The sequence below is a fragment of the Aureibaculum sp. 2308TA14-22 genome (genome assembly GCF_040538665.1).
In the GTDB taxonomy this organism is placed as follows: domain Bacteria; phylum Bacteroidota; class Bacteroidia; order Flavobacteriales; family Flavobacteriaceae; genus Aureibaculum.
This window is the reverse complement of record NZ_JBEWXT010000001.1, coordinates 3,000,881-3,022,673: the sequence shown is the minus strand read 5'-3', so window position 1 is coordinate 3,022,673 and position 21,793 is coordinate 3,000,881. Positions and strand designations below refer to the sequence as shown.

The 21,793-nt window shown below is 32.8% G+C and carries 20 protein-coding genes; 14 read left to right on the top strand and 6 right to left on the bottom strand.

All coding sequences use genetic code 11. The features are described 5' to 3' along the window. Positions 1–33 precede the first annotated feature (33 nt). Both ubiE and porT read left to right on the top strand, forming a co-directional pair. The gene (gene ubiE, locus U5A88_RS13550; protein WP_354207298.1) at positions 34–762 is read left to right on the top strand and encodes a bifunctional demethylmenaquinone methyltransferase/2-methoxy-6-polyprenyl-1,4-benzoquinol methylase UbiE; all 729 of its coding nucleotides are present in this window, start codon (positions 34–36) and stop codon (positions 760–762) included. 40 nt (positions 763–802) lie between these two features. Next, on the top strand, positions 803–1,501 hold the full coding sequence (porT, locus tag U5A88_RS13545) for a type IX secretion/gliding motility protein PorT/SprT (RefSeq protein WP_354207296.1): 699 nt from the start codon (positions 803–805) through the stop codon (positions 1,499–1,501). 3 nt (positions 1,502–1,504) lie between these two features. On the opposite strand, the gene U5A88_RS13540 is transcribed toward porT, so the two are convergent. Further along, entirely contained in the window at positions 1,505–2,227 is a 723-nt protein-coding gene (locus U5A88_RS13540; protein WP_354207294.1) for a TrmH family RNA methyltransferase, read from the bottom strand. Between the two features lie 92 nt (positions 2,228–2,319). On the opposite strand from U5A88_RS13540, the gene tamL reads away from it, so the two are divergent. The 3 genes from tamL (at position 2,320) to accD (ending at position 7,093) form a co-directional block, all read left to right on the top strand. After that, positions 2,320–4,881, top strand: coding sequence for a translocation and assembly module lipoprotein TamL (tamL, locus tag U5A88_RS13535; protein ID WP_354207292.1), 2,562 nt, complete (start codon positions 2,320–2,322; stop codon positions 4,879–4,881). A gap of 171 nt (positions 4,882–5,052) precedes the next feature. Beyond that, positions 5,053–6,120, top strand: coding sequence for a class II fructose-bisphosphate aldolase (fbaA, locus tag U5A88_RS13530; protein WP_354207290.1), 1,068 nt, complete (start codon positions 5,053–5,055; stop codon positions 6,118–6,120). Positions 6,121–6,211: 91 nt separating this feature from the next. Beyond that, complete coding sequence (gene accD / locus U5A88_RS13525; protein ID WP_354207288.1) at positions 6,212–7,093, top strand: acetyl-CoA carboxylase, carboxyltransferase subunit beta; 882 nt, start codon at positions 6,212–6,214, stop codon at positions 7,091–7,093. A 56-nt stretch (positions 7,094–7,149) separates the two neighbouring features. Here accD and U5A88_RS13520 read toward each other — a convergent pair whose 3' ends face one another. The 3 genes from U5A88_RS13520 to U5A88_RS13510 all read right to left on the bottom strand — a co-directional run bounded on the left by U5A88_RS13520 (position 7,150) and on the right by U5A88_RS13510 (position 10,596). Then, complete coding sequence (locus tag U5A88_RS13520; RefSeq protein ID WP_354207287.1) at positions 7,150–8,004, bottom strand: hypothetical protein; 855 nt, start codon at positions 8,002–8,004, stop codon at positions 7,150–7,152. A gap of 62 nt (positions 8,005–8,066) precedes the next feature. Continuing rightward, the gene (locus U5A88_RS13515) at positions 8,067–8,813 is read right to left on the bottom strand and encodes a LytR/AlgR family response regulator transcription factor (RefSeq protein WP_354207285.1); all 747 of its coding nucleotides are present in this window, start codon (positions 8,811–8,813) and stop codon (positions 8,067–8,069) included. A gap of 10 nt (positions 8,814–8,823) precedes the next feature. Then, the gene (locus U5A88_RS13510; RefSeq protein ID WP_354207284.1) at positions 8,824–10,596 is read right to left on the bottom strand and encodes a tetratricopeptide repeat-containing sensor histidine kinase; all 1,773 of its coding nucleotides are present in this window, start codon (positions 10,594–10,596) and stop codon (positions 8,824–8,826) included. A 190-nt stretch (positions 10,597–10,786) separates the two neighbouring features. On the opposite strand from U5A88_RS13510, the gene U5A88_RS13505 reads away from it, so the two are divergent. The 9 genes from U5A88_RS13505 to U5A88_RS13465 all read left to right on the top strand — a co-directional run bounded on the left by U5A88_RS13505 (position 10,787) and on the right by U5A88_RS13465 (position 19,595). Continuing rightward, on the top strand, positions 10,787–11,353 hold the full coding sequence (locus U5A88_RS13505; RefSeq protein WP_354207282.1) for a DUF6252 family protein: 567 nt from the start codon (positions 10,787–10,789) through the stop codon (positions 11,351–11,353). Positions 11,354–11,366: 13 nt separating this feature from the next. After that, a complete protein-coding gene (locus tag U5A88_RS13500) occupies positions 11,367–11,873 on the top strand; it encodes a hypothetical protein (RefSeq protein ID WP_354207280.1) in 507 nt (168 codons plus the stop codon). A gap of 15 nt (positions 11,874–11,888) precedes the next feature. Beyond that, the gene (locus U5A88_RS13495; protein WP_354207278.1) at positions 11,889–13,106 is read left to right on the top strand and encodes an MORN repeat-containing protein; all 1,218 of its coding nucleotides are present in this window, start codon (positions 11,889–11,891) and stop codon (positions 13,104–13,106) included. A 4-nt stretch (positions 13,107–13,110) separates the two neighbouring features. Next, positions 13,111–14,409 (top strand): MORN repeat-containing protein, encoded by a 1,299-nt coding sequence (locus tag U5A88_RS13490; RefSeq protein WP_354207276.1) that lies wholly within the window; start codon positions 13,111–13,113, stop codon positions 14,407–14,409. A 133-nt stretch (positions 14,410–14,542) separates the two neighbouring features. After that, positions 14,543–14,812, top strand: a complete 270-nt coding sequence (gene rpsO / locus U5A88_RS13485; RefSeq protein ID WP_354207274.1) for a 30S ribosomal protein S15 — start codon at positions 14,543–14,545, stop codon at positions 14,810–14,812. 149 nt (positions 14,813–14,961) lie between these two features. Then, entirely contained in the window at positions 14,962–17,178 is a 2,217-nt protein-coding gene (locus U5A88_RS13480) for a polyribonucleotide nucleotidyltransferase (RefSeq protein ID WP_354207272.1), read from the top strand. A 240-nt stretch (positions 17,179–17,418) separates the two neighbouring features. After that, complete coding sequence (locus tag U5A88_RS13475; protein ID WP_117879914.1) at positions 17,419–18,282, top strand: sigma-70 family RNA polymerase sigma factor; 864 nt, start codon at positions 17,419–17,421, stop codon at positions 18,280–18,282. Between the two features lie 183 nt (positions 18,283–18,465). Then, complete coding sequence (rpe, locus tag U5A88_RS13470; RefSeq protein WP_354207270.1) at positions 18,466–19,116, top strand: ribulose-phosphate 3-epimerase; 651 nt, start codon at positions 18,466–18,468, stop codon at positions 19,114–19,116. Positions 19,117–19,118: 2 nt separating this feature from the next. Beyond that, a complete protein-coding gene (locus U5A88_RS13465; protein ID WP_354207268.1) occupies positions 19,119–19,595 on the top strand; it encodes a hypothetical protein in 477 nt (158 codons plus the stop codon). 68 nt (positions 19,596–19,663) lie between these two features. On the opposite strand, the gene U5A88_RS13460 is transcribed toward U5A88_RS13465, so the two are convergent. Beyond that, the gene (locus U5A88_RS13460; protein ID WP_354207266.1) at positions 19,664–20,029 is read right to left on the bottom strand and encodes an endonuclease domain-containing protein; all 366 of its coding nucleotides are present in this window, start codon (positions 20,027–20,029) and stop codon (positions 19,664–19,666) included. Positions 20,030–20,084: 55 nt separating this feature from the next. Continuing rightward, entirely contained in the window at positions 20,085–21,782 is a 1,698-nt protein-coding gene (gene recJ, locus U5A88_RS13455; protein ID WP_354207264.1) for a single-stranded-DNA-specific exonuclease RecJ, read from the bottom strand. Positions 21,783–21,793: the final 11 nt, after the last annotated feature.

Below are 21,793 nucleotides of genomic sequence, written 5' to 3'. Positions count from 1 at the left end.
AAATTCTTGACGAAGGAGAGCAAAAAATATAGTATGGGCATTAAAGTTACGCCATATAAGGATTCTGAACTAAGTAAAAAAGAGCAAGTTGCTGAAATGTTTGATAATGTTTCGGGTAATTACGATTTCTTAAACAGGATAATGACCTTTGGTATTGATATAAAATGGCGTAAAAAAGTAGTTAAAATTGTAGGAGAAAAAAAGCCTAAAACCATTTTAGACATTGCAACAGGGACTGGTGATTTTGCCATAATGTTATCAGATTTAAAACCTGAAAAAATAGTAGGTCTGGACATTTCTAAAGGAATGTTAGAAGTAGGGATTAAAAAGGTTAAAGAGAAAAACCTTGAGGGATTGATTGAAATGGTTATTGGAGATTCTGAAAATCTGCCTTTTGAGGACAACACTTTTGATGCCATAACCGTTGGTTTTGGAGTTCGAAATTTTGAAAATCTGGACAAAGGCTTACAAGAAATTCATCGTGTACTAAGACCCGAAGGAATTTTTGTGGTGCTAGAAACTTCACAACCTGAAAAATTTCCTGTAAAACAACTGTTTAATTTTTATTCAAAATATATTATCCCAACCATTGGTAAATTAGGCTCTAAGGACAAAAGAGCTTATACTTATTTGCCAGAATCTGCAGCTATTTTTCCATATGGCAAAAAGTTCAACAATATTTTAGAAAAAAATGGGTTTAATAATGCAACTAACAAACCCTTAACTTTTGGATCTGCCTCTATTTATACCGCAACAAAATAAATGGAAGTAGAATTTTGTTGTAATATATAATATTTAAAGAATGAACAAATCATTTTTGTGTATAGTTAGTGTACTGATTTTTATTGGCAATACATTTGCTCAAAAAGATAAGATTATCCATCTTGAAAATAAGGACAAGAAAAAAATCCACTATGGGTATTATTTAGGGATAAATAAAAAGAGTTTTAAAATCAGTTATGAAATTGAAAACTCTTTTGTAGATGTTGAAGATAAGTATGGTTTTAATATTGGCTTAGTGTTAGGCTATAATCTAAATGATAATTTCAACGTAAGATTGGAACCTGGCCTGTCTAGTAATTCAAAAGTGTTAACTTTTTCAAACCCAACGATACCTGATACCGAAAATGATAGGGTAAGAAAAGTTCCTGCTACCTATTTTAGAATTCCATTGTTACTTCAATTCAGAACAGACCGTTTAGATAATATGCGGGCTTTTGTTATTGGAGGTGTGTCTTACGATTATAACTTTTCCAGTAACCAGAAAAATTCAGATGATAATTTTGAAGGTGAGTTTAGAATGAAAACCAATAACTTTATGTATGAAATTGGTTTAGGTGTAGATTTTTATCTACCGCACTTTAAATTTTCACCATCTATTAGAGGAATTTTTGCAATTAACAACGAAATAGTTCGTGATGACAATCCAAGTAGCCCTTGGACCTTGCCCATAGACTATTATGGCACAAGAGGCATTTTTTTAAACCTCACCTTTGAATAGTTTTTAACGTCTGAACTCATTCAATAAAATAGCCGTTGCCGTTGCTACGTTCAAGCTTTCGGGAGTATTATCTTTACTATACCTTGGAATAGTTATTTTATGACTTAATAACTTTTCTATTTCCGGAGAAATACCATTGGATTCGTTGCCCATTACCAAAATTCCGTTTTTTCCCAATTTAGTATTGTTTACGTTATCCCCATCCATTACCGCACCGTAAATAAGCATTTCTGTATTGCCTAAATAGTTTTTTAAATCTGTGTAAACAATTGATGTTCGGGCTAAAGAACCCATAGATGCTTGTACCACTTTGCTATTGTAACAATCAACAGTGTCAGATGAGCATACTAGTTGAGATACACCAAACCAGTCACATAACCTAATAATTGTACCTAAATTTCCTGGATCGTTAATAGCATCTAAAGCAACTATTAACCCTTTTGTCTGTAAAATACCATTTTGAGGAATTTTAAAAACGCCAATAACCTTGTTGGGTGTTGATAAGCTACTAAGTTTTAATAATTCTTTTTCAGAAATGAGTTCTGGCTTATATTTTGATATTGATTGGTAATAATCTTCAACACAAAATAATTTTTGGATTTGAAGATTGGAGTTTAAAAATTCGTTTACAACCTTTATGCCCTCAGCAACGAACAATTGATGCTGAATTCGGTACTTTTTTCGCTGTAAACTCGTTATTAACTTGAGTTCATTTTTGCTTAACATTCAAATAGTAGTATTTTTGGTGTTTGTATAAAAAAATTGAATCATTCATGTCATTCCCGTGAAAACGGGAACCCTTTAAATCTAAAATTGTATTGCTTAACTATTTTGCTAAAATAATAGTATTTATAATAATAACTGTAGTTATTATTTCTTGTAGTGCAACCAAACGAATTCCTGAGGATAAATATCTGTTGTCAAAAAACACGATTATAGTTGATGATAAAAAGATTAATAATCCAGATGTTCTTAGTTATTTAAGACAAACCCCAAATACAAAAATACTCGGAGTACCTATTTCTTTACATATTTACAATTTTGCTAAACCTAACTATGAAATTAAATTTCAAGAGTGGTTAGATAAAAAACCCAACAGAGAACAAAAATTAGCTAATGTTTTTTCTAAAAAGCAGGTAAAGGCTTTAGAGAAAGCTTATAATGGCATAAACGCTTGGTTTTTAAAAAACGGTAACGCCCCGGTAATTTCAGATAGCACAAAAATTAAAAAATCAGCAAACTCTTTGACCAAATATTATCAGAGTAAGGGTTATTTTGATGCTGAGGTCACTTTTAAACAAATAAAAAAAGACAATCAGAAAATTACGGTAGATTATTTAGTTACTAAAAACAATCCTTATTTTATAGATAGCCTTACAACTGAAATCAGTTCGCCTGTATTGGATTCGCTATATCAATTACACAAAGACAAATCAATGGTTGTTGTGGATGATCAAATTGATTATACCAAGTTTGAAAATGAAGAAAATCGCCTTATAAATATTTTCAGAAATTCTGGTGTATATTATTTTGGAAAAAATAATATGGAATATTGGATAGATACATTGGGGTTATCACCATACAAAACCAGTGTGCTTTTAGAAATAAATGACAGAATTGTAGAGGAAAACGATAGTGCTTACACAGAACCATTTAAGATCAGAAAAGTAAGTGAAGTAAATGTATTTACTGATTTTACTTATACTGAAAAAAGGGATATAGAAGATTACAAAGACCATAAGTCGTATAAAGGCTATAATTTTTATGCATCAGAAAAATTGGCATATAATCCAAAATATTTGGCAAATTCTATAATAATTCAACCCGATAGCATTTACAGGGCTACCGAAGGTCAACTAACAAGGAAATATTTAAGAGAGCTTCAAAATTTTAAACCTTCGTTAGATATTATTTATAAAGAAAAAGCTGATGGCTCACTTAGAGCCGACATAAATTTAACACCGCAAAAAAAATATTCTTTTGGGTTTGATAACGAGTATATAACCTCTAATATAAAACCATTTGGTATTTTAGGAAAGCTTTCGTGGCTGAACAGAAATGTATTTAGAGGGGCAGAGGTATTAGAATTATCCTTTCAAGGCTCTTTTTTAAATGTTGCCAGAGAAATCTCTGACAATTCTAAACTCTTTAATGCTTGGGAAGTCGGTTCAAGTGCTACCTTAAAAATTCCAAGAATCTTATTTCCAATAAACACCAACGGTATTATTCCGAAAAGAATGACACCTAAGACCAATATTGGTTTAAGTATTGCTCTACAGCGTAATATTGGTTTAGATAGACAAAATATTACGGGTGGTATTGGCTATACTTGGCAGAGTTCTAATACAACAGATCACAAATTTGAATTATTAAATGTACAGTATATAAATCATTTACGAACCGATAGGTATTTTACAATTTTCAGGTCAGAAGCTAGGAAGCTTAATAAAATAGCTGAAGTTATTGTTCCAGATCTAACTTATACCAATGAAAATGGAGAAATAATACCATTGTTTGATATTACAAAAGACGATTTAAAACATAGTAATTATCTTGGTTATCTAATTGATCCTAATCAGGGGTTTTCAATTTCCAATCCAGAGGAATATGAAAAAGCTAAAGATGTTGAAGAACGCAGAAGTATTTTAACGGAAGATGTGTTGGTGCCTGTAATGTCTTACACCTATAATTACAGTAACAGAGAGGGTTTTACCGACAATAGCTTTTCGGGTTTTACTGCAAGATTAATTTCTTCGGGAAATATTACCTCACTTTTTGTTAAAGAACCAACAGACGGTTCAAAAAAGCAGCTTTTTGGTCTAGATATAGCTCAATATTTAAAAACCGAAGTTGAATATAAAAAGTATTGGGCAGTAAATTCAAATACATCGTTAGTACATAGAACATTTATTGGTGCAGCTTTTCCTATTGGAAATTCTGATATACCTTTTAGTCGGAGTTATCGTGCTGGCGGATCTAATGATATAAGAGCTTGGAATACTTTTAAACTAGGGCCAGGTTCTGAAAGAAGTGGTTTGGAATTTAATGTAGGAAGTTTAAAACTAACTTCAAATTTAGAGTACCGTTTTCAGTTGGTCAACAATTTTTATAGTGCTCTTTTTGTTGATGCAGGTAATATTTGGGATATTACAAATTCAAATGTTACCTCTAGCAAAGGGAAATTTAACGGACTATCTTCATTAAAGGATATTGCCGTAGGCTCTGGGTTTGGTATTCGTTATGATTTCAGCTTCTTGGTATTGCGTTTAGATGCTGGGTTTAAAACCTATGAACCCTATCTCGATACTAACAATAAGTGGTTTCAAAATTACAACTTTGGTAATGCTGTTTATAATATAGGCATCAATTATCCATTTTAGGTTGGTTGCGTAGCCTCTGGCCGTTAGACTTTCTTTAGTTAAAAACAATAGATTCTGTAACATCAAAAGTATTCACCGTAAAATACAACGTTTTCGTATTTTTAGACATACTCACACGCACATCCTAATTTAAATTTCGTAATTTTGTAGTTCAACAACAATCAATAAATTATGGCTCACAATATAAAACCAGGAGTTGCTACGGGCGACCAAGTACAAGAGATTTTTAACTATGCAAAGCAAAAAGGATTTGCTCTACCGGCGGTCAATGTAATAGGATCAAATACTATAAATGGAGTACTAGAAACAGCTAGAGATTTGAATGCTCCAGTTATCATTCAGTTCTCCAACGGAGGTGCTCAGTTCAATGCGGGTAAAGGTCTAAGTAACGAAAATCAAAAAGCTGCCATAGTCGGTGCTATAGCTGGTGCTAAGCACATCCATTTATTGGCGGAAGCTTATGGTGTTCCAGTAATTTTGCATACAGATCATTGTGCAAAGAAATTGCTACCTTGGATAGATGGTTTGTTAGATGCTAGCGAACAACATTACAAAGAAACAGGTAAGCCGTTGTACAGTAGCCATATGATAGACCTTTCCGAAGAACCGATAGAGGAAAACATCGAAATCTGTAAAAAATATTTGGCTCGTATGAGTAAAATGGGAATGACCTTAGAAATTGAATTGGGTATTACAGGTGGTGAAGAAGACGGGGTTGATAATAGTGATGTTGACGAATCTAAATTATACACGCAACCAGAAGAAGTAGCTTACGCTTATGAAGAACTCTCAAAAGTGAGCGATAAATTTACCGTTGCTGCTGCCTTTGGTAACGTCCACGGTGTTTATAAGCCTGGTAACGTAAAGTTAACCCCAAAAATTCTTAAAAATTCACAAGAATATATTTCTGAAAAATACGGTGTAGAGCATAATCATATCGATTTTGTTTTCCATGGCGGGTCTGGCTCAACCGTTGAAGAAATTAGAGAAGCTATTGGTTATGGCGTTATAAAAATGAATATTGATACGGATATGCAATATGCTTTTATGACTGGTGTTAGAGATTATATGAACGAAAAAGCTGATTATTTGAAATCGCAAATTGGTAGTCCTGACGGAGCAGATTCTCCTAATAAGAAACATTATGACCCAAGAGTTTGGCTACGTAAAGGAGAGATTACTTTTGTTGAAAGACTTAAAAAAGCTTTTGAAGACTTAAATAACGTAGATACATTGTAAAAGACTTTTTATCAAGAAAGCCCAATAAAATAGATTTTTTATTGGGCTTTCTTATTTTTTATTAACTTGCATCTTATAAAAATTATACAATATGTCGTCTTGGTTTAAAAGAAAAGATAAGGGAATTCAAACTGCTACTGAGGATAAAAAGGATGTACCTAAAGGACTTTGGTACAAAACGCCTAGTGGTAAAATAGTGGATACGGATGAGTTGAAAGAAAATTTTTATGTGAGTCCAGAGGATGGCTATCATGTAAGAATTGGAAGTAATGAGTATTTTGAAATTTTGTTTGATGAAAATAAATACGAAGAACTAAATGCAAAGATTACCGCCAAGGATCCTTTAAAGTTTGAAGACACTAAAAAATATACCGACCGACTAAAAGAAGCCCAAGAAAAAACAAAATTAAAAGATGCCATTAGAACCGCGGTAGGCAAATCTTATGGTAAAGAATTGGTTATTGCCGCGATGGATTTTTCATTTATCGGAGGTTCTATGGGTAGTGTTGTCGGTGAAAAGATTGCTAGAGCTATTGAGTATTCCATCAAGAACAAAATTCCTTTTTTGTTAATTTCTAAATCGGGCGGGGCAAGAATGCAAGAAGCTTCTTATTCTTTAATGCAATTGGTAAAAACATCGGCTAAATTGGCACAATTGGCTGAAGTTGGTGTTCCTTATATTTCTTTGTGTACTGATCCTACAACTGGAGGTACAACAGCCTCATATGCTATGCTAGGAGATGTTAACTTTGCAGAACCTAATGCTCTTGTTGCTTTCGCTGGACCACGAGTTGTAAGAGACACTGTTGGTAAAGATTTACCTGAAGGCTTTCAACGTTCTGAATTTGTCTTAGAACACGGGTTTTTAGATAAAATTATAGAGCGTAAAGATTTAAAAAAACAAATCAATTTATATATTGATTTAATTCAAAACTTACCGATTAGAGGAGAAAAAAAAGAAGAGCAGAAATAAAAAGCCTACAAAATTGTACAATTTTGTAGGCTCAAACTCAAAATACAATTTCCTCTTTATAAATTACTTAAATGAATTTCTCTTCTAGGTCCTCCATTAACACTTATTGTGGCTAAATCGTCACAGCTACCATCTCCGTAATATAGCAATGCGGTATTTTCATTTTTAACGAGTTCAATAACTCCACTTACCAAAAATTTACAAGCTAACTCTCTTCTTAATGCTTCAATAACTGTAGCGGATAAAACAGTACCATTTTTCCTTGTAAATTTCCAATTTCCCGTAATTAAAAACACATTATCTCCCCAAGCTTTTGTCCCTTTACCTTCAATCATTTCTCTAATTTTGACACCTTCTTTTTTTGCATATGATTCATCTGGCCATGTAACAGTAACATCAAATGTTTTTGTAGATTGAGGATTTCCATTTGAATTCATTCGTTCTCTTAAAATAGAACCGCCGCCCTCAACATGCTTTCTATTGAAATAGAAATTTCTGTATGTATAAGAAATAGTTTTGGTAGCAACTTCAGGATTTTTTTCATATTCCATAATAATTGCACCACTTACAAAATTACCATTACGTAGTTCACAACCCTCACCAAAATCTATGGTGACTGTTTTCATATTTTGAGTAATTACTTTGGTAATGGTTACACAATCGGGTAAGTACCTTTCCAAGGCATTGCTTTTGGTTGCTGGATACTCTTCTGTCTGATAAGCTTCTTCAATAATTACACTCGCCTCATCAGATGCCTCGTCAATTACAGCTTCAGTTTCTGCAGTTTTTAAATCAATTGCTTCAACAGTTAAGTCTTCTTGCATTTCGTCGTCTTTATCACATGCAATAAAAAACGTTGCTGATAGCATCAACAGTATTAGTCCAAATTTCAGTTTTTGTTTTTTCATCATATTAGTTTTATAAGTTATACTTCTATGACAAGTTAAATAAGAAAAGGTTTAAAATTGTAGCTTTATCTGTTTCTTAATACTTTAATTAATGCCTCTTTTTTTCTGACGGAAACCTCTATTTCAGTGGTATCGGATAAAATAACTACCCTTTTTTTAGGGATAAATTTTTTTATATAATTTAGATTTATAAGATGTGATTGATGCGTTCTAAAAAAAGAATACGGTTGTAGTAAGTTTTCAAAATATTTTAAAGTTTTGGCTATAGTAATTTTCTTGCCGGGATTAAAGTAAACATGGGTATAGTTATCATCGGCATTGCACCTTAAAATATCATTTACTTTTATTAGATGTACGCCTTCGGCATTGGTCAGATTTATTATTTTATCAGTATTTTCCTCATTAAGGTTATAGAGAAGTGCCTCTATTTTTTTGTTAGTGTTCAATAAAGTTTGTTTGGTTTTTAATTTGATAAGAGCTCGTTTTAAATCTATTTCATCAATTGGCTTTAATAAATAATCTAAAGCGGCATATTTAAAAGCTTTAACTGCATATTTATCATGAGCGGTGGTAAAAATAATTTCAAATGTAATTTTAGAAGCTAACTTTTTAAGTAAATCAAAACCTGTTTCATTTTGTAATTGTACATCTAAAAAAATAACATCAATTTTTTTGTTCGCTAGTATTTTTTCAGCTTCCAAAACAGTATAACAGGAAAAATAGCTGGCCACTATTCCGTTTAGATTATCTAATAGCTCCGACAATCTGTCAATACAATGTTGTTCATCATCAATTAGCAACGCTTTAAACATAAGTAGTTTATTAAAATTGATGTTTTAATGGTAATGTGAGTGTTACTGTTAACCCTTTTGTTTTATCAATAAAGTCAACGCTTCCTTTTCCTAAAATATCCAACCTACTTTTAGTAATAGAAATTCCTTTCGATTCTTTCGGCAGTACTCTATTATTACTTGCTTTTCTACCGACACCATTATCATCAACCATACAAATTAGCATATTGTTCTTTTCTTTGATGCCAATCTCAATGTTTCCATCACCATTAAGTGGGGCAATACCGTGCCAAATGCTATTTTCAATAAATGGTTGTAAAATCAGAGGCGGAATTAATGTGTTTTCTTTATCGATTTTATCATCAATATTAAAACGATAGCTGAATTTGTCTTTCAATCGATACGATTCTAATTGCATGTAAAGTTCGCTCAATTCAATTTCTTCTTCTAGTGAAATCCATTTTTTATCGGAATTTTCAAGAATAGCTCTCGTTAGTTTTGAGAATTTTATTAAATAATCATTGGCTTGTTTTGTGTTGTTTTTTGCGATAAAATCGTTTATGGAATTTAAAGAATTAAATATAAAATGTGGATTCATTTGTGCTCGCAATGCCTTAAGTTCGGTGTCGGCAACTTTGGCCTCAAACTTAGATAGCTTTATTTTTTCTGCGTCATCCCTTCTTTTTTTATAAAAAACACCACTTAAAATTGCGGTTAATAATAATATACCACCACCAGCCATTGCCGAGTTTCTTATAATTTTTTGACGTTTAATTTCAGCATCTGCCAAGGCCTCTTTCTTTTCCAACTGAAACTGCATATCTTTTCTAGTGATTTCAGCTTTCTTATCTTCACTAAAAACACTGTCTCTGAATTGAATATAGTTTTGATAGGCAGTAAATGCCTCTTTATAATCTTCTTTTTGGGTATAAACTTTGCTCAATACTTGCCAAGACTCTGCCTGCCATTCTACTGCATCAATTTCTTTGGCCAAAAGCAGAGCCTTTTTGCTCTCAATTTCTGCTTCTTTAAAATTATTTAATTGTAAATCAATCTTACCTATACTATTTCTCGCAGATGCTTCAATATATTTATTTTTAAGTGAAATTGCCATTGAGGCTGCATTTTCAAATTGTTTTTTCGCTTCTAAATATTTTTTCTGTTTTAAAAAAACCAACCCTAGATTATTTTTAATGACCGCTGCAAAATAATTGCTCTGTTCTGATTCTGCAATTTCAAGAGCTTCTTTTAGATAAGGTAATGCTTTTTCCGATTCGTTTATATCATTGTATACAACACCAATATTTGATAACGCATTTATTAAATAGGGTTTGTGATTTGCTTCTTTTGCTGCAATTAATAATTTATTGTATTCTTCTAAAGCACGATCATTTTGTTTCATATCTGCAAAAATGCTCGCTAGGTTATTATAAATACTAGCATTAAAAATTTTGTCATTTAAAGGTTCGGCAACCTTTAGGGCTTCTTGCCAAATATCCATAGCCCTTTCTGTATCTGCCTGATAATAATAAGCAATACCTTTTTGTCTTAGTGCTGCTGCTTTTCCTTTTAGCCAATCTATATGTTCGGCTATTTGCCTAGCTTCGTCTATATATTTTAATGCCTTTTCAGGCGATTCATGTTGACAATTATTGGCCGCATTGATTAACAATTTTACCCGTAAAGTATCTTTTTTTTGATGTAGTTTGAGTTGATTTTCTAATGAATCTAACACTTTGTTTTGTGAAAAAGCCGTATTAGTAAAAACGAAAAGCAAAAAGAAAAAAGATAACTTTTGAAGCATGAAAATAAGTTTGATTATGGATTAGTAAAAATAGAACTATTTGATTGAAATACTAATAAAACAACATGCTTTCTGTTAAATTAATTAAAATAAACGAATTCTAAACAATGAGTAACGAATACTAAACAGATTATACAAATTTTAACTAGCATGACTATATTTAATAGCTAAAACCAAAAAAAATCAGATTATGAAAAACACAAAATGTTCAGTATTAAAAAGCGGGTTATTGTTATTCATTTTAATAATTGTAAGTACTTCCTGCTCCGTAGATGATGTTGTCCCAGATGATATTTTAGGTGGTGGTAATATTACCGCGACAATAAATGGCAACAAGTTTGAAAGTGCTGTTGAATACGATAAAGTAGAAATTACCACCGTTTCAGGTGTTTATATTATTGCCTTAAGTGCAGGTGATGCCGAAGGAATTAGTAAATTAAAAGGATTGGTGCTGGTTGCTTCAGGCGAAGATTTTAACGTGATGAATTCAGGCAAAACATGGGATGAGGCTGGTAGCGACAATGAAGTAAATAAAGCAAGAGCAGCATATTCAGAAGATGATGGAAACAGCGAAGTAAACGATTTTAGTGCTGAACTCACCGAAGCCATTTACATAAAAATCACATCAATTGACAAGAGTAAAAAAACAATTTCAGGAGAGTTTAGTTTTACTGTTGTAGATGAAGATACGGGTAAAAAATACAAAGCCACAAACGGAAAATTTAAGAAAATTCCTTACACATTGACCGAACAATAAAAAACAAGACCTCATGAAAAATTCAATAAAAATTATACTTTTAGTAATGCTGTTTACAGCTAGTAATCTATTGGCTCAAACGAAAAAGAAAGAGGAGGAATCTAACAAACCCAAAGCGGTAAAAGAAGTGGAAAGTGTCAACCAGACGGTAAGGCAAGCCAGTCAAGCCACTAAAGAAACAGTGCAAACTACAAAAGAAACCGCTAAAGACCTGAAAGAAACTGTCAATATTCTTTTTCCAAAAAAGAACAAAAATAAGAAAGCAAAAGGAACGGTAACGATAAGTATAGGTCAAATTGAATATGGCAATGAAAACCTAAATGCACTTTACAAAGCTATTTCCAAGGCCAAAGGAGTAAAAGACCCATCAAAAACCTTCAACAATAATCAAGCTCAAATAGCCGTCGTTTATAAAAAAACAGCTGATGATTTATGGCAATCCGTTCCAGAAAAAACAAGAAAAGCGTTTAAAATCCAGTCTATTACGGAAGACGATATTGTCGTTCAACTGATAGAATAATTTATAAGGCTTATTATGAAGATCAAACTAACAATATTATTCTTGTTTTTGATTTTTACCTCTTGCGATTCGGTAGTTTTTAAAGAATCTTTACCAACATATGGAGGTAAAAACCTTACGGAATTCCCTAAAGAGCTAAGAGGTGTTTACGTCGACAGCAAAACTCGTTTGGATTCATTGTACGTGACCAAAGATCAATTTTTGTATGTTTACAAAAAAGATAGTACAAATTACAAAAGAACTTCTGGTCAATTGAACAAAGACACCTACGCCAAAAATTATAAGTTCAATTTGTTCATAAGCATTAAACCTAAAGGTGTTAACTTTTATTCTGTCAGAAATGTTCTGTTACGCAATGGCAACCTGCATTTTTACAGAGCCAATGCCTACAAGAAGAGCAAGATGGTTCTTAAAGATTTGATATTTGACTATTCTTACAACGATGCTCAAATGGCACATGTTTTAAAACCAACAAATAAGGAACTCGACCAATTATTGGCAAAAAATGTATTTGTATTGGATAAAATATTTGTTCCTTTAAACAACCCTTATAAAAAGTCTATAACTGTATCAAAAAAAGGGTGTATAAGTGGTAATTGTACTAATGGTTATGGCTACTATAGATATGACAATAGCTACTATAAAGGCTTCTTTAAAAATGGGAATCGCCACGGTTATGGCTATTATTCTTGGAACGATGGGCAATTTTATTTTGGTGATTGGAAAAATAATGAGAGAAGTGGCTATGGCGAACATTTCTTTTCAAAGACATCGTTTTATATTGGAAAATGGGCAAAAAATAAATTCAACGGTTATGGTTATAAAAAGGATAAAAACGGCAACTATTCTAGGGGAATTTGGCAACTTGGTGTATTAGCTTTTAAATTCAAATTTGACTTTAACAAAACAAATAAAGGCTGTACTTATGGTGATTGTAAAGATGGTTATGGTCGGATTATTTTTGATAATGGTCATTATTATACGGGATTTTTCCGTAATGGCAAACCCTTTTTAGGTGAGTATAATTTTACTGGAGGTCAACTTTACAGAGGTGAACTTACTGCTAATTACAAGTTTTCAGGTAGCGGTTATTTTTTATGGAAAAATAAAAGTTATTATCGTGGTAAATTTGAAAATGGACAAAAACAGGGTCTTGGGTTTTATAGGAACGGAGAAAACCATTCAGAATTGAAAGGTGTTTGGGCATCGGACAAACTCGTTAAAAGTTATTAGAAAAATGAAAAAAATAGTACTTCTCATTGCTGTGTTTTTGGTGTTTTCAAGTGCTTATGCACAGCACTATTTTACATTGTCCCAATTGGAAAAAATTTGCTTTAAACTTAATAACGACGATATTTATGCGGTACGCGATTATGTACAGAATGTAGGCTATACAGCTCTAAAAGTTGATGATTTTTATACTTTTGATGATAAATTTGGTAATTATTTTATAACCTCTAGAACCAATTCGGGTAAATCGAAATATGTGGCATTTATACTCAAAAACCCTTCAGATAGATTGGTGAAATCATATATGAATGATTTAAAAAATAAGTACACCAAAAGCGGTAAACTTTATTATAAGAACGGACTTTACATAATATTGCCCAATTATGATAAAGAAAAAGATAAATTCACAATCACGGTAGCCTACAACAGAAGGTTAGAATATCCGCTTCCAGTAGTAAATTTAGGCAATAGAAAATATCAAGTTAGCTCTTTTTCAACCTTAACACCTATTAAGCTAAAAAAAGGCGAAAAAATTACCTTGAAAGCTTCTGGGAAAATTAGCGTAGGTGTTTTTGCTGGTAGTTCTGGTCCAAATGGTATTAAAGGTTATGAACTGTACAACGCGGTGGGAGGATTTCCACATGGAAGCTTGTTGGGTAGAATCGGGTCAAAAGGCAAATGGTTTCTCATCGGTACCCAAAAGAGCATTAAACCAACAAAAGATGGCTATTTAGATGTTCGTGTTAACGATTTAGACCCGAGTAACAATTCAGGATATTATTATTTAACTTATGCTATAAACGGGGCGTTTTCTACTAGTTTTAATCCCACCAATAACAATAAAAAAGCTATCTGCCTAAGTGGTAACTGTCAAAATGGTTTTGGTACAAAAAGCTACGCCAACGGTGATACTTATACTGGCTATTTTAAGAACAGTTTTAGAGAAGGAAAGGGTTATTATTTTTGGAAAAACGGAGATAAATATCATGGCAAATGGATCAAGGATAAGCGAACAGGAACGGGTACTTTAACTTGGAAAGACGGAAATAAATTTACAGGAACATTTAAAGATGGCAAAAGGGTTGATGGTAAAGGTATTTTTAAGTGGAAAAGCGGTTCTGAATATGAGGGGGAATTTATTAATTCACTAATGCACGGCAAAGGCCAATTAAACTATGCCACAGGCGAAACGTATAAAGGCGATTTTGTTAAAAACAAAAGGCACGGTGAAGGTAAATTATTTGATAAGAATGGGATATTAATTTATGAAGGTCTTTGGGAGCAAGATAAAAAAGTAAGTAATTAAATGCCAAACTCAATTTGATTCTATATAAACTTACTCTAAAAAGTACTATTGCCAATCAAAATAATAACCTTATATTTGCCGCTCGAAATTATTCGATACATAAAAATTATTAATTAAAAAACTTAATGTTAGCATGTATTTGACACCAGAAAAAAAAGCGAAGATTTTCAAAAAATACGGAAAATCTGAAAAAGACACAGGTTCAACGGAAGGACAAATAGCCTTATTTACTCACAGAATTAACCATTTGTCAGAGCATTTAAAAAATAATCGTAAAGATTTTAATACAGAACGTTCTCTAGTAAAATTAGTTGGAAAGCGTAGAAATTTATTGGATTATTTAATTAAAACGGATATTGTAAAATATCGTGAATTAATTAAAGAATTAAAGATTAGAAAATAATTAAAAGAGGCTTTATGCCTCTTTTTTATTGATTCCGAATCATATTCGGAATAAAAAAAGCGTACTTCTTTTCATTGGTTAACACACAACACAACAAAAACCAATTGTTTAATTAAGCCTATCAAAAAGATGGGTTAAAAAATTTATTTATGATACCTAAGGTTTTTACCGAAATTATCGATTTAGGAGATGGAAGGACCATTTCTATAGAAACAGGAAAGTTGGCCAAACAGGCTCATGGTTCCGTTGTTGTTCAATCAGGAAAATGTATGTTATTATGTACAGTTGTTTCCAATTATAAACAAAGTGATGTTGATTTTTTACCATTAACGGTAGATTATCGCGAAAAATTTGCCGCTGCTGGACGATATCCAGGGGGCTTCTTTAAAAGGGAAGCAAGACCGAGTGATGGCGAAGTGCTTACAATGCGTCTAGTAGATCGTGTTTTACGTCCATTATTCCCGAAAGATTATCACTCTGAAACACAAGTTATGATTCAGTTAATGTCTCATGACGATGAGGTTATGCCGGATGCTATGGCAGGTTTAGCTGCTTCTGCTGCTATCCAATTATCAGATTTCCCATTTGAATGTCCTATCTCTGAAGCAAGAGTTGCTCGTGTAGATGGAAAATTTGTAATCAACCCTACAAGAGCTCAATTAGCCGAATCTGACATTGATATGATGATTGGTGCTTCTGCGGATTCGGTAATGATGGTGGAAGGAGAAATGGATGAAATTTCTGAAGAAGAAATGACAGAAGCTATCAAGTTTGCACATGAAGCCATTAAAGTACAATGTGCTGCTCAAGTAAAATTGGCTGAAGCTTTTGGAAAGAAAGAGGTACGCGAATATGAAGGTGAGCGTGAAGAAGAAGATTTAGCAAAAAAGATTCATGATATGGCATATGATAAAGTATATGCTATTGCAAAAGCAGGTTCTGCTAAACATGAAAGAAGTGCAGCATTTGATGAAATAAAAGAAGAAATTAAAGCTACTTTTTCTGAAGAAGAGCAAGAAGATTATGGTAATTTAATTTCTAAATATTATTATAAAGCTGAAAAAGCTGCTGTCCGTGACCTTACTTTAAATGAGGGTTTACGTTTGGATGGTCGTAAGACTGACGAAATTAGACCTATTTGGTGTGAAGTTGATTATTTACCATCTACACATGGTTCTGCAATTTTTACTAGAGGTGAAACTCAGGCCTTAGCAACTGTAACTCTAGGCACATCTAGAGATGCAAATAAAATAGACATGCCATCCTTTGAAGGTGAAGAAAATTTCTATTTACACTATAACTTCCCGCCTTTTTCAACAGGAGAGGCAAGACCTATCCGTGGTACATCACGTAGAGAGGTTGGTCACGGTAACTTAGCTCAACGTGCTTTAAAAGGTATGATTCCTGAAGATTGTCCTTATACAGTACGTGTTGTGTCTGAAGTATTAGAGTCTAACGGTTCGTCTTCTATGGCAACGGTTTGTTCGGGTACAATGGCTATGATGGATGCTGGTGTACAATTAAAAAAACCAGTTTCTGGTATTGCAATGGGATTAATTTCTGATGCAGATTCTGGTAACTATGCTGTATTATCTGATATTTTGGGTGATGAAGATCACTTGGGTGATATGGATTTTAAAGTTACAGGTACAGCAGACGGAATTACCGCTTGTCAAATGGATATTAAAGTAAAAGGATTGTCTTATGAGATTTTAGTGAATGCACTAAAACAGGCTCGCGAGGGTCGTTTGCATATCTTAGAGAAATTAACAGATACTATTGCTACTCCAAATGCTGAGGTGAAAGAACATGCTCCAACTATGGTAACTAGACGTATTCCTAATGAATTTATCGGTGGCTTAATCGGTCCTGGTGGAAAAGTAATTCAGGAAATGCAAAAAGAAACGGAGACTACTATCGTTATCAACGAAGATCCAGTAACTGAAGAAGGAATTGTTGAAATTTTAGGTGTTGGAAGTAAAGGTATTGAAGCAGTACTAGCTAAAATAGATTCTTTATTATTTAAGCCAGAAGTGGGTAGCGTATATGAAGTAAAAGTGATCAAAATGTTAGATTTTGGTGCTGTTGTAGAATATACGGATGCTCCTGGTAACGAAGTACTTTTACACGTATCTGAATTAGCATGGGAACGTACAGAAAATGTATCTGACGTTGTTAATATGGGTGATGTTTTTGATGTAAAATATTTTGGTATGGACAAGCGTACGCGTAAAGAAAAAGTATCGCGTAAGGCATTGTTGCCAAAACCTGAAGGTTTTGTAGAAAGACCTCCAAGAGACAATAATAGAGGTAGAGATAATCGTGGGCGTGATAACCGTCGCGATGATAGAAGAAGAAGAGATTAATTCTCATTTTTTCATTAAAGTTAAAACCTGTCAACATGTATATTGACAGGTTTTTTTTGATTTTATTGTTAAATATTTTAGGAGTTTTTCATGTTTAATTGTTCTAATTAAGCGGTTTCTTAACGGTAATTACATCTTTTTTTAATATTAAAGTGAAATAATTGTAACATTTCCGTAACTAGTAACGTATATATAAGTACACAACAAAATTTTAGTATTAATTAAAACAGCAGAGAATACATGAGACAACTTAAAATTACAAAGCAGGTAACTAATCGCGAAACAGCATCATTAGATAAATACTTACAAGAAATTGGTAAGGTAGATCTAATTACTGCTGATATGGAAGTGGAATTAGCTCAACGTATTAAAGCTGGAGATCAAGTGGCTTTAGAGCGTTTGACTAAGGCTAACTTGCGTTTCGTAGTATCTGTTGCCAAGCAGTATCAAAATCAAGGCTTAACCTTACCCGATTTAATTAATGAAGGTAATTTAGGTTTGATTAAAGCTGCTAAACGTTTTGATGAAACTAGAGGTTTTAAGTTTATTTCTTACGCGGTATGGTGGATTAGACAATCTATTTTACAAGCATTGGCTGAGCAATCTAGAATTGTACGTTTGCCTTTAAATAAAATTGGTTCTATTAACAAGATTAATAAAACCTATGCTCGTTTAGAACAAGATAATGAAAGACCACCTTCTGCAGAGGAAATTGCAAAGGAGTTGGATATGACCATTAACGATGTAAAAGAGTCGTTGAAAAATGCAGGTCGTCATGTATCTATGGATGCTCCTTTAATTCAAGGAGAAGATTCTAATTTATATGATGTATTGCGTTCTGGTGAATCTCCAAATCCAGATAAAAGCTTATTACACGAATCTTTAAAAGTTGAGATAGAGCGTGCTTTAGAAACCTTAACACCGAGAGAAGCTGATGTTGTTGCTTTGTATTTTGGATTGGGTGAAGCTCAACCAATGACGTTAGAAGAAATTGGTGAAACTTTCGATTTAACTCGCGAAAGAGTACGTCAAATTAAAGAAAAAGCTATTAGAAGATTAAAACATACTTCAAGAAGTAAAATTTTAAGAACCTATTTGGGGTAATATTTATACGCTAAAAATAATGATTAGAAAACGCTTAACATTTATTTGTTAAGCGTTTTTTTATGCGGTCAACTCTATGAAGCTCCATTTTGCATAGAATCTCCATCAACCATCCATAAAAAAACTAAGCACTAACTACTAACTACTAAAGTCTATTTCATACTTTTGTAAAAAACAGAACGTATGAGTCACTTAATTGCTCCTTCCATTTTAGCGGCCGATTTTGCCAACCTACAACGCGATGTAGAAATGATAAATCATAGCGATGCCGATTGGTTTCATATTGATGTAATGGACGGCATGTTTGTACCTAATATTTCATTCGGAATTCCAGTTATAAAAGCCATTAAAAAGTATGCTAAAAAGCCTATGGATGTACATTTAATGATTGTAGATCCAGATCGGTATATAAAAGACTTTAAAAATGCTGGAGCGGATATTTTAACGGTGCATTACGAAACGTGTAATCACCTACACAGAACCATTCAAGCCATAAAAGCAGAAGGGATGCAAGCAGGTGTGGTATTGAACCCCCACACTCCAATTGCTGTGCTGGAAGATATTATACGCGACTTGGATTTGGTAGTATTAATGAGCGTAAACCCTGGTTTTGGTGGACAATCATTTATTGAAAATACCTACAAAAAAGTAATACAGCTTAAAGATTTAATTGAAAAATCAGGCTCAAAAGCATTGATTGAAATTGACGGCGGCGTAAACGATAAAAATGCACCGAAACTTGTTGCCGCTGGTGCAGATGTGTTGGTTGCTGGTAGTTTTGTGTTTAAGAGTGAGCATCCGAAAGAAACGATTGCTGGGTTGAAGAAAAGCTAGAAATGAAACCGAATAGATTTACTTATTTTTTATTGTCGGCAATTGTTCTTATAACATGTGCGAAAAATAAAGCTCAAGATAGAGAGGTTAAAATTAATAAAAACAATAGCAAAATTATAGATTATAGAATACCAGATACGGTTTTTTCTAATGAAAATATAATAGGAGAAGTCATTTATGATTATGACTTAGATGGATTAAAAAAATCTGAAATTGATAAAAGATATTCATTTTTTCATATCACAACGGAAACAGATATTAGCGATTTGGATTCTATAAAAGCATCAAATCACAAAATTTTTTTAGATACTACAGGAAGTGGGTTGTTCAATTTTAAAATTAACCCCAATAAACATGGAGATATTGTATTTAATGGTGTTATTGAAGACATAGTTTTCTTAAAAAAACGCAATTCAGAAGGGAAAATTAAAATATTAAAAGTTTACACATATCTCTCAAAAGATATTTTTGTAAAATAAATTAAAGTGAATTGAATCGTAACGATTGTCCCCTTGAGGGGACTTTAGGGGTGTTTTTAATGGTTGTTTTATTCTAATAATTCATTAACTTTCTTTTCAAGAATCAACGACACACTAAACATATTATTCAATATGTCATCATTAGAAAATCTCAAAAATTGAACTCCATAGGCTTCAATTTTACCTTGTCTGTCTGCATCGTTCAAAAAGTTAAAATCATGACTTTTACCATCAATTTCTATTACTAAGCCAATCTCATGACAGTAAAAATCAACAATGTAATTGAGCATTGGTACTTGTCTATGAAATTGAACTCCTAGAGATTTTTTCTTTATTTTTTGCCATAATAATACTTCTGGCAAAGTACTATTCTTTCTTAGTTGACGAGCTAATATTTTTAATTCTGGGTTGTATGGAATTATTTTGTTTCGCATATTTATGTTTAACACCCCTAAGGTCCCCTCAAGGGGACAATTACTCCGAAAATATTTATTCGACTATTTTTATATCCCTAACATTTAGTTGTAGCGAAGTATTTCCATTCCACGTATTTTCATCAATAGTATAGACAAGGTCAAAAGGTTTACCGTTAGAAATTTCTTTATACCTATTACCCAGATTAAAACCTATGCCGTTCAATTTTATACCCTCTTCCGAAATAATACTCAATTTTAAGTGATCTCCGTCTGCACCAACTTTTTTGGAATAGCCTGTGTCTTTTACATTTTTACTTACAAAAACAGGTTTCATGTTTTGTGGACCAAAAGGGGAGAATTGCTGTAAAATCCTGTAAAATTTAGGTGTAATGTCAGCTAATTCTAGCTCTAAATCAATTTTTATTTCGGGCTCTAATAATTCTTTAGAAATACTATCCTTAACCACTTCTTCAAATTTGTCTTTAAAATTCTGATAATTTTTTTCCAAAAGGGTAAGCCCCGCTGCGTATTTATGTCCACCAAATTGTTCAATATATTCTGAGCAAGCTTCTAAGGCATTATAAACATCAAACCCACTTACAGAGCGGGCAGAAGCTGCTAATTTATGGCCACTTTTTGTAAAGACGAGTGTAGGTCGGTAATAGGTTTCCGTTAAACGAGATGCCACAATACCGATAACGCCTTTATGCCAATCTTCTTGATAGACAACAGATGAAAAATGTTGAGTTTCCTTATTTTCTTCTATTTGTTGCAAAGCCTCAATAGTTGTTAATTTATCTAAATCACGCCGATTGGTATTAAAAACTTCAATTCCAGCAGCCATGTTTTTTGCATTGTCAAAATCTTCTTCGCAAAGTAATTCAACGGCATAATTACCATGTTTCATTCTTCCTGCTGCATTGATACGCGGAGCAATAATAAAAACAACATCTGTTATAGTTAGAATTTCTTTTTTTATATGATGAATTATGGCTTTTATACCATTTCTCGGATTTGTATTTATCTGCTCTAAACCAAAATAAGCAAGTGTTCTGTTTTCCCCAGTCATGGGCACAATATCTGCGGCAATAGCAGTTGCCACTAAATCTAAATAGGGCTTTAAATCTTCAATAGTCTGATTTCGTTTGGAAGCCAATGCCTGAACCAATTTAAAACCAACTCCGCAACCACACAATTCATTATAAGGATAATTACAATCTTCTCTTTTTGGGTCGAGAATGGCAACTGCTTTTGGAAGGGTTGCACCTGGTCTGTGATGATCACAAATAATAAAATCTATGCCTTTTTTAGTGGCGTAATCCACTTTTTCAATGGCTTTTATACCACAATCTAACGCAATGATTAAAGAAAAATCATTGTCGTCGGCAAAGTCAATTCCTTGAAAAGAAATACCATAACCTTCGGCATATCTATCGGGAATATACGTAGCAACATTTGGGTAATAACTTTTTATGTAAGAAGAAACTAATGAAACCGCAGTTGTGCCATCAACATCATAATCTCCAAAAATTAAAATGTTTTCGTTGTTAGCAATGGCGGTTTTAATTCGATTTACCGCTTTTTGCATGTCTTGCATAAGAAAAGGATCATGCAATTCTGATAAATTAGGTCTAAAAAAAGTCTTAGCCTCGTCAAAAGTTTCAATATCGCGTTGCACTAAAAGCGTAGTCAAATGATTATCAAGAGACAACTCTTTTGCTAATTGACTCACTTTTTCTGAAGGCGGTACTGGTTTAAACGTCCAACGCATATAACTTACTT

Coding starts and splice junctions, on each gene's coding strand:
- ubiE (WP_354207298.1), top strand. CDS start 34: ATGGGCATTAAAGTTACGCCATATAAGGATTCTGAACTAAGTAAAAAA.
- porT (WP_354207296.1), top strand. CDS start 803: ATGAACAAATCATTTTTGTGTATAGTTAGTGTACTGATTTTTATTGGC.
- U5A88_RS13540 (WP_354207294.1), bottom strand. CDS start 2,227: ATGTTAAGCAAAAATGAACTCAAGTTAATAACGAGTTTACAGCGAAAA.
- fbaA (WP_354207290.1), top strand. CDS start 5,053: ATGGCTCACAATATAAAACCAGGAGTTGCTACGGGCGACCAAGTACAA.
- accD (WP_354207288.1), top strand. CDS start 6,212: ATGTCGTCTTGGTTTAAAAGAAAAGATAAGGGAATTCAAACTGCTACT.
- U5A88_RS13520 (WP_354207287.1), bottom strand. CDS start 8,004: ATGATGAAAAAACAAAAACTGAAATTTGGACTAATACTGTTGATGCTA.
- U5A88_RS13515 (WP_354207285.1), bottom strand. CDS start 8,813: ATGTTTAAAGCGTTGCTAATTGATGATGAACAACATTGTATTGACAGA.
- U5A88_RS13510 (WP_354207284.1), bottom strand. CDS start 10,596: ATGCTTCAAAAGTTATCTTTTTTCTTTTTGCTTTTCGTTTTTACTAAT.
- U5A88_RS13505 (WP_354207282.1), top strand. CDS start 10,787: ATGAAAAACACAAAATGTTCAGTATTAAAAAGCGGGTTATTGTTATTC.
- U5A88_RS13500 (WP_354207280.1), top strand. CDS start 11,367: ATGAAAAATTCAATAAAAATTATACTTTTAGTAATGCTGTTTACAGCT.
- U5A88_RS13495 (WP_354207278.1), top strand. CDS start 11,889: ATGAAGATCAAACTAACAATATTATTCTTGTTTTTGATTTTTACCTCT.
- U5A88_RS13490 (WP_354207276.1), top strand. CDS start 13,111: ATGAAAAAAATAGTACTTCTCATTGCTGTGTTTTTGGTGTTTTCAAGT.
- rpsO (WP_354207274.1), top strand. CDS start 14,543: ATGTATTTGACACCAGAAAAAAAAGCGAAGATTTTCAAAAAATACGGA.
- U5A88_RS13480 (WP_354207272.1), top strand. CDS start 14,962: ATGATACCTAAGGTTTTTACCGAAATTATCGATTTAGGAGATGGAAGG.
- U5A88_RS13475 (WP_117879914.1), top strand. CDS start 17,419: ATGAGACAACTTAAAATTACAAAGCAGGTAACTAATCGCGAAACAGCA.
- rpe (WP_354207270.1), top strand. CDS start 18,466: ATGAGTCACTTAATTGCTCCTTCCATTTTAGCGGCCGATTTTGCCAAC.
- U5A88_RS13465 (WP_354207268.1), top strand. CDS start 19,119: ATGAAACCGAATAGATTTACTTATTTTTTATTGTCGGCAATTGTTCTT.
- U5A88_RS13460 (WP_354207266.1), bottom strand. CDS start 20,029: ATGCGAAACAAAATAATTCCATACAACCCAGAATTAAAAATATTAGCT.
- recJ (WP_354207264.1), bottom strand. CDS start 21,782: ATGCGTTGGACGTTTAAACCAGTACCGCCTTCAGAAAAAGTGAGTCAA.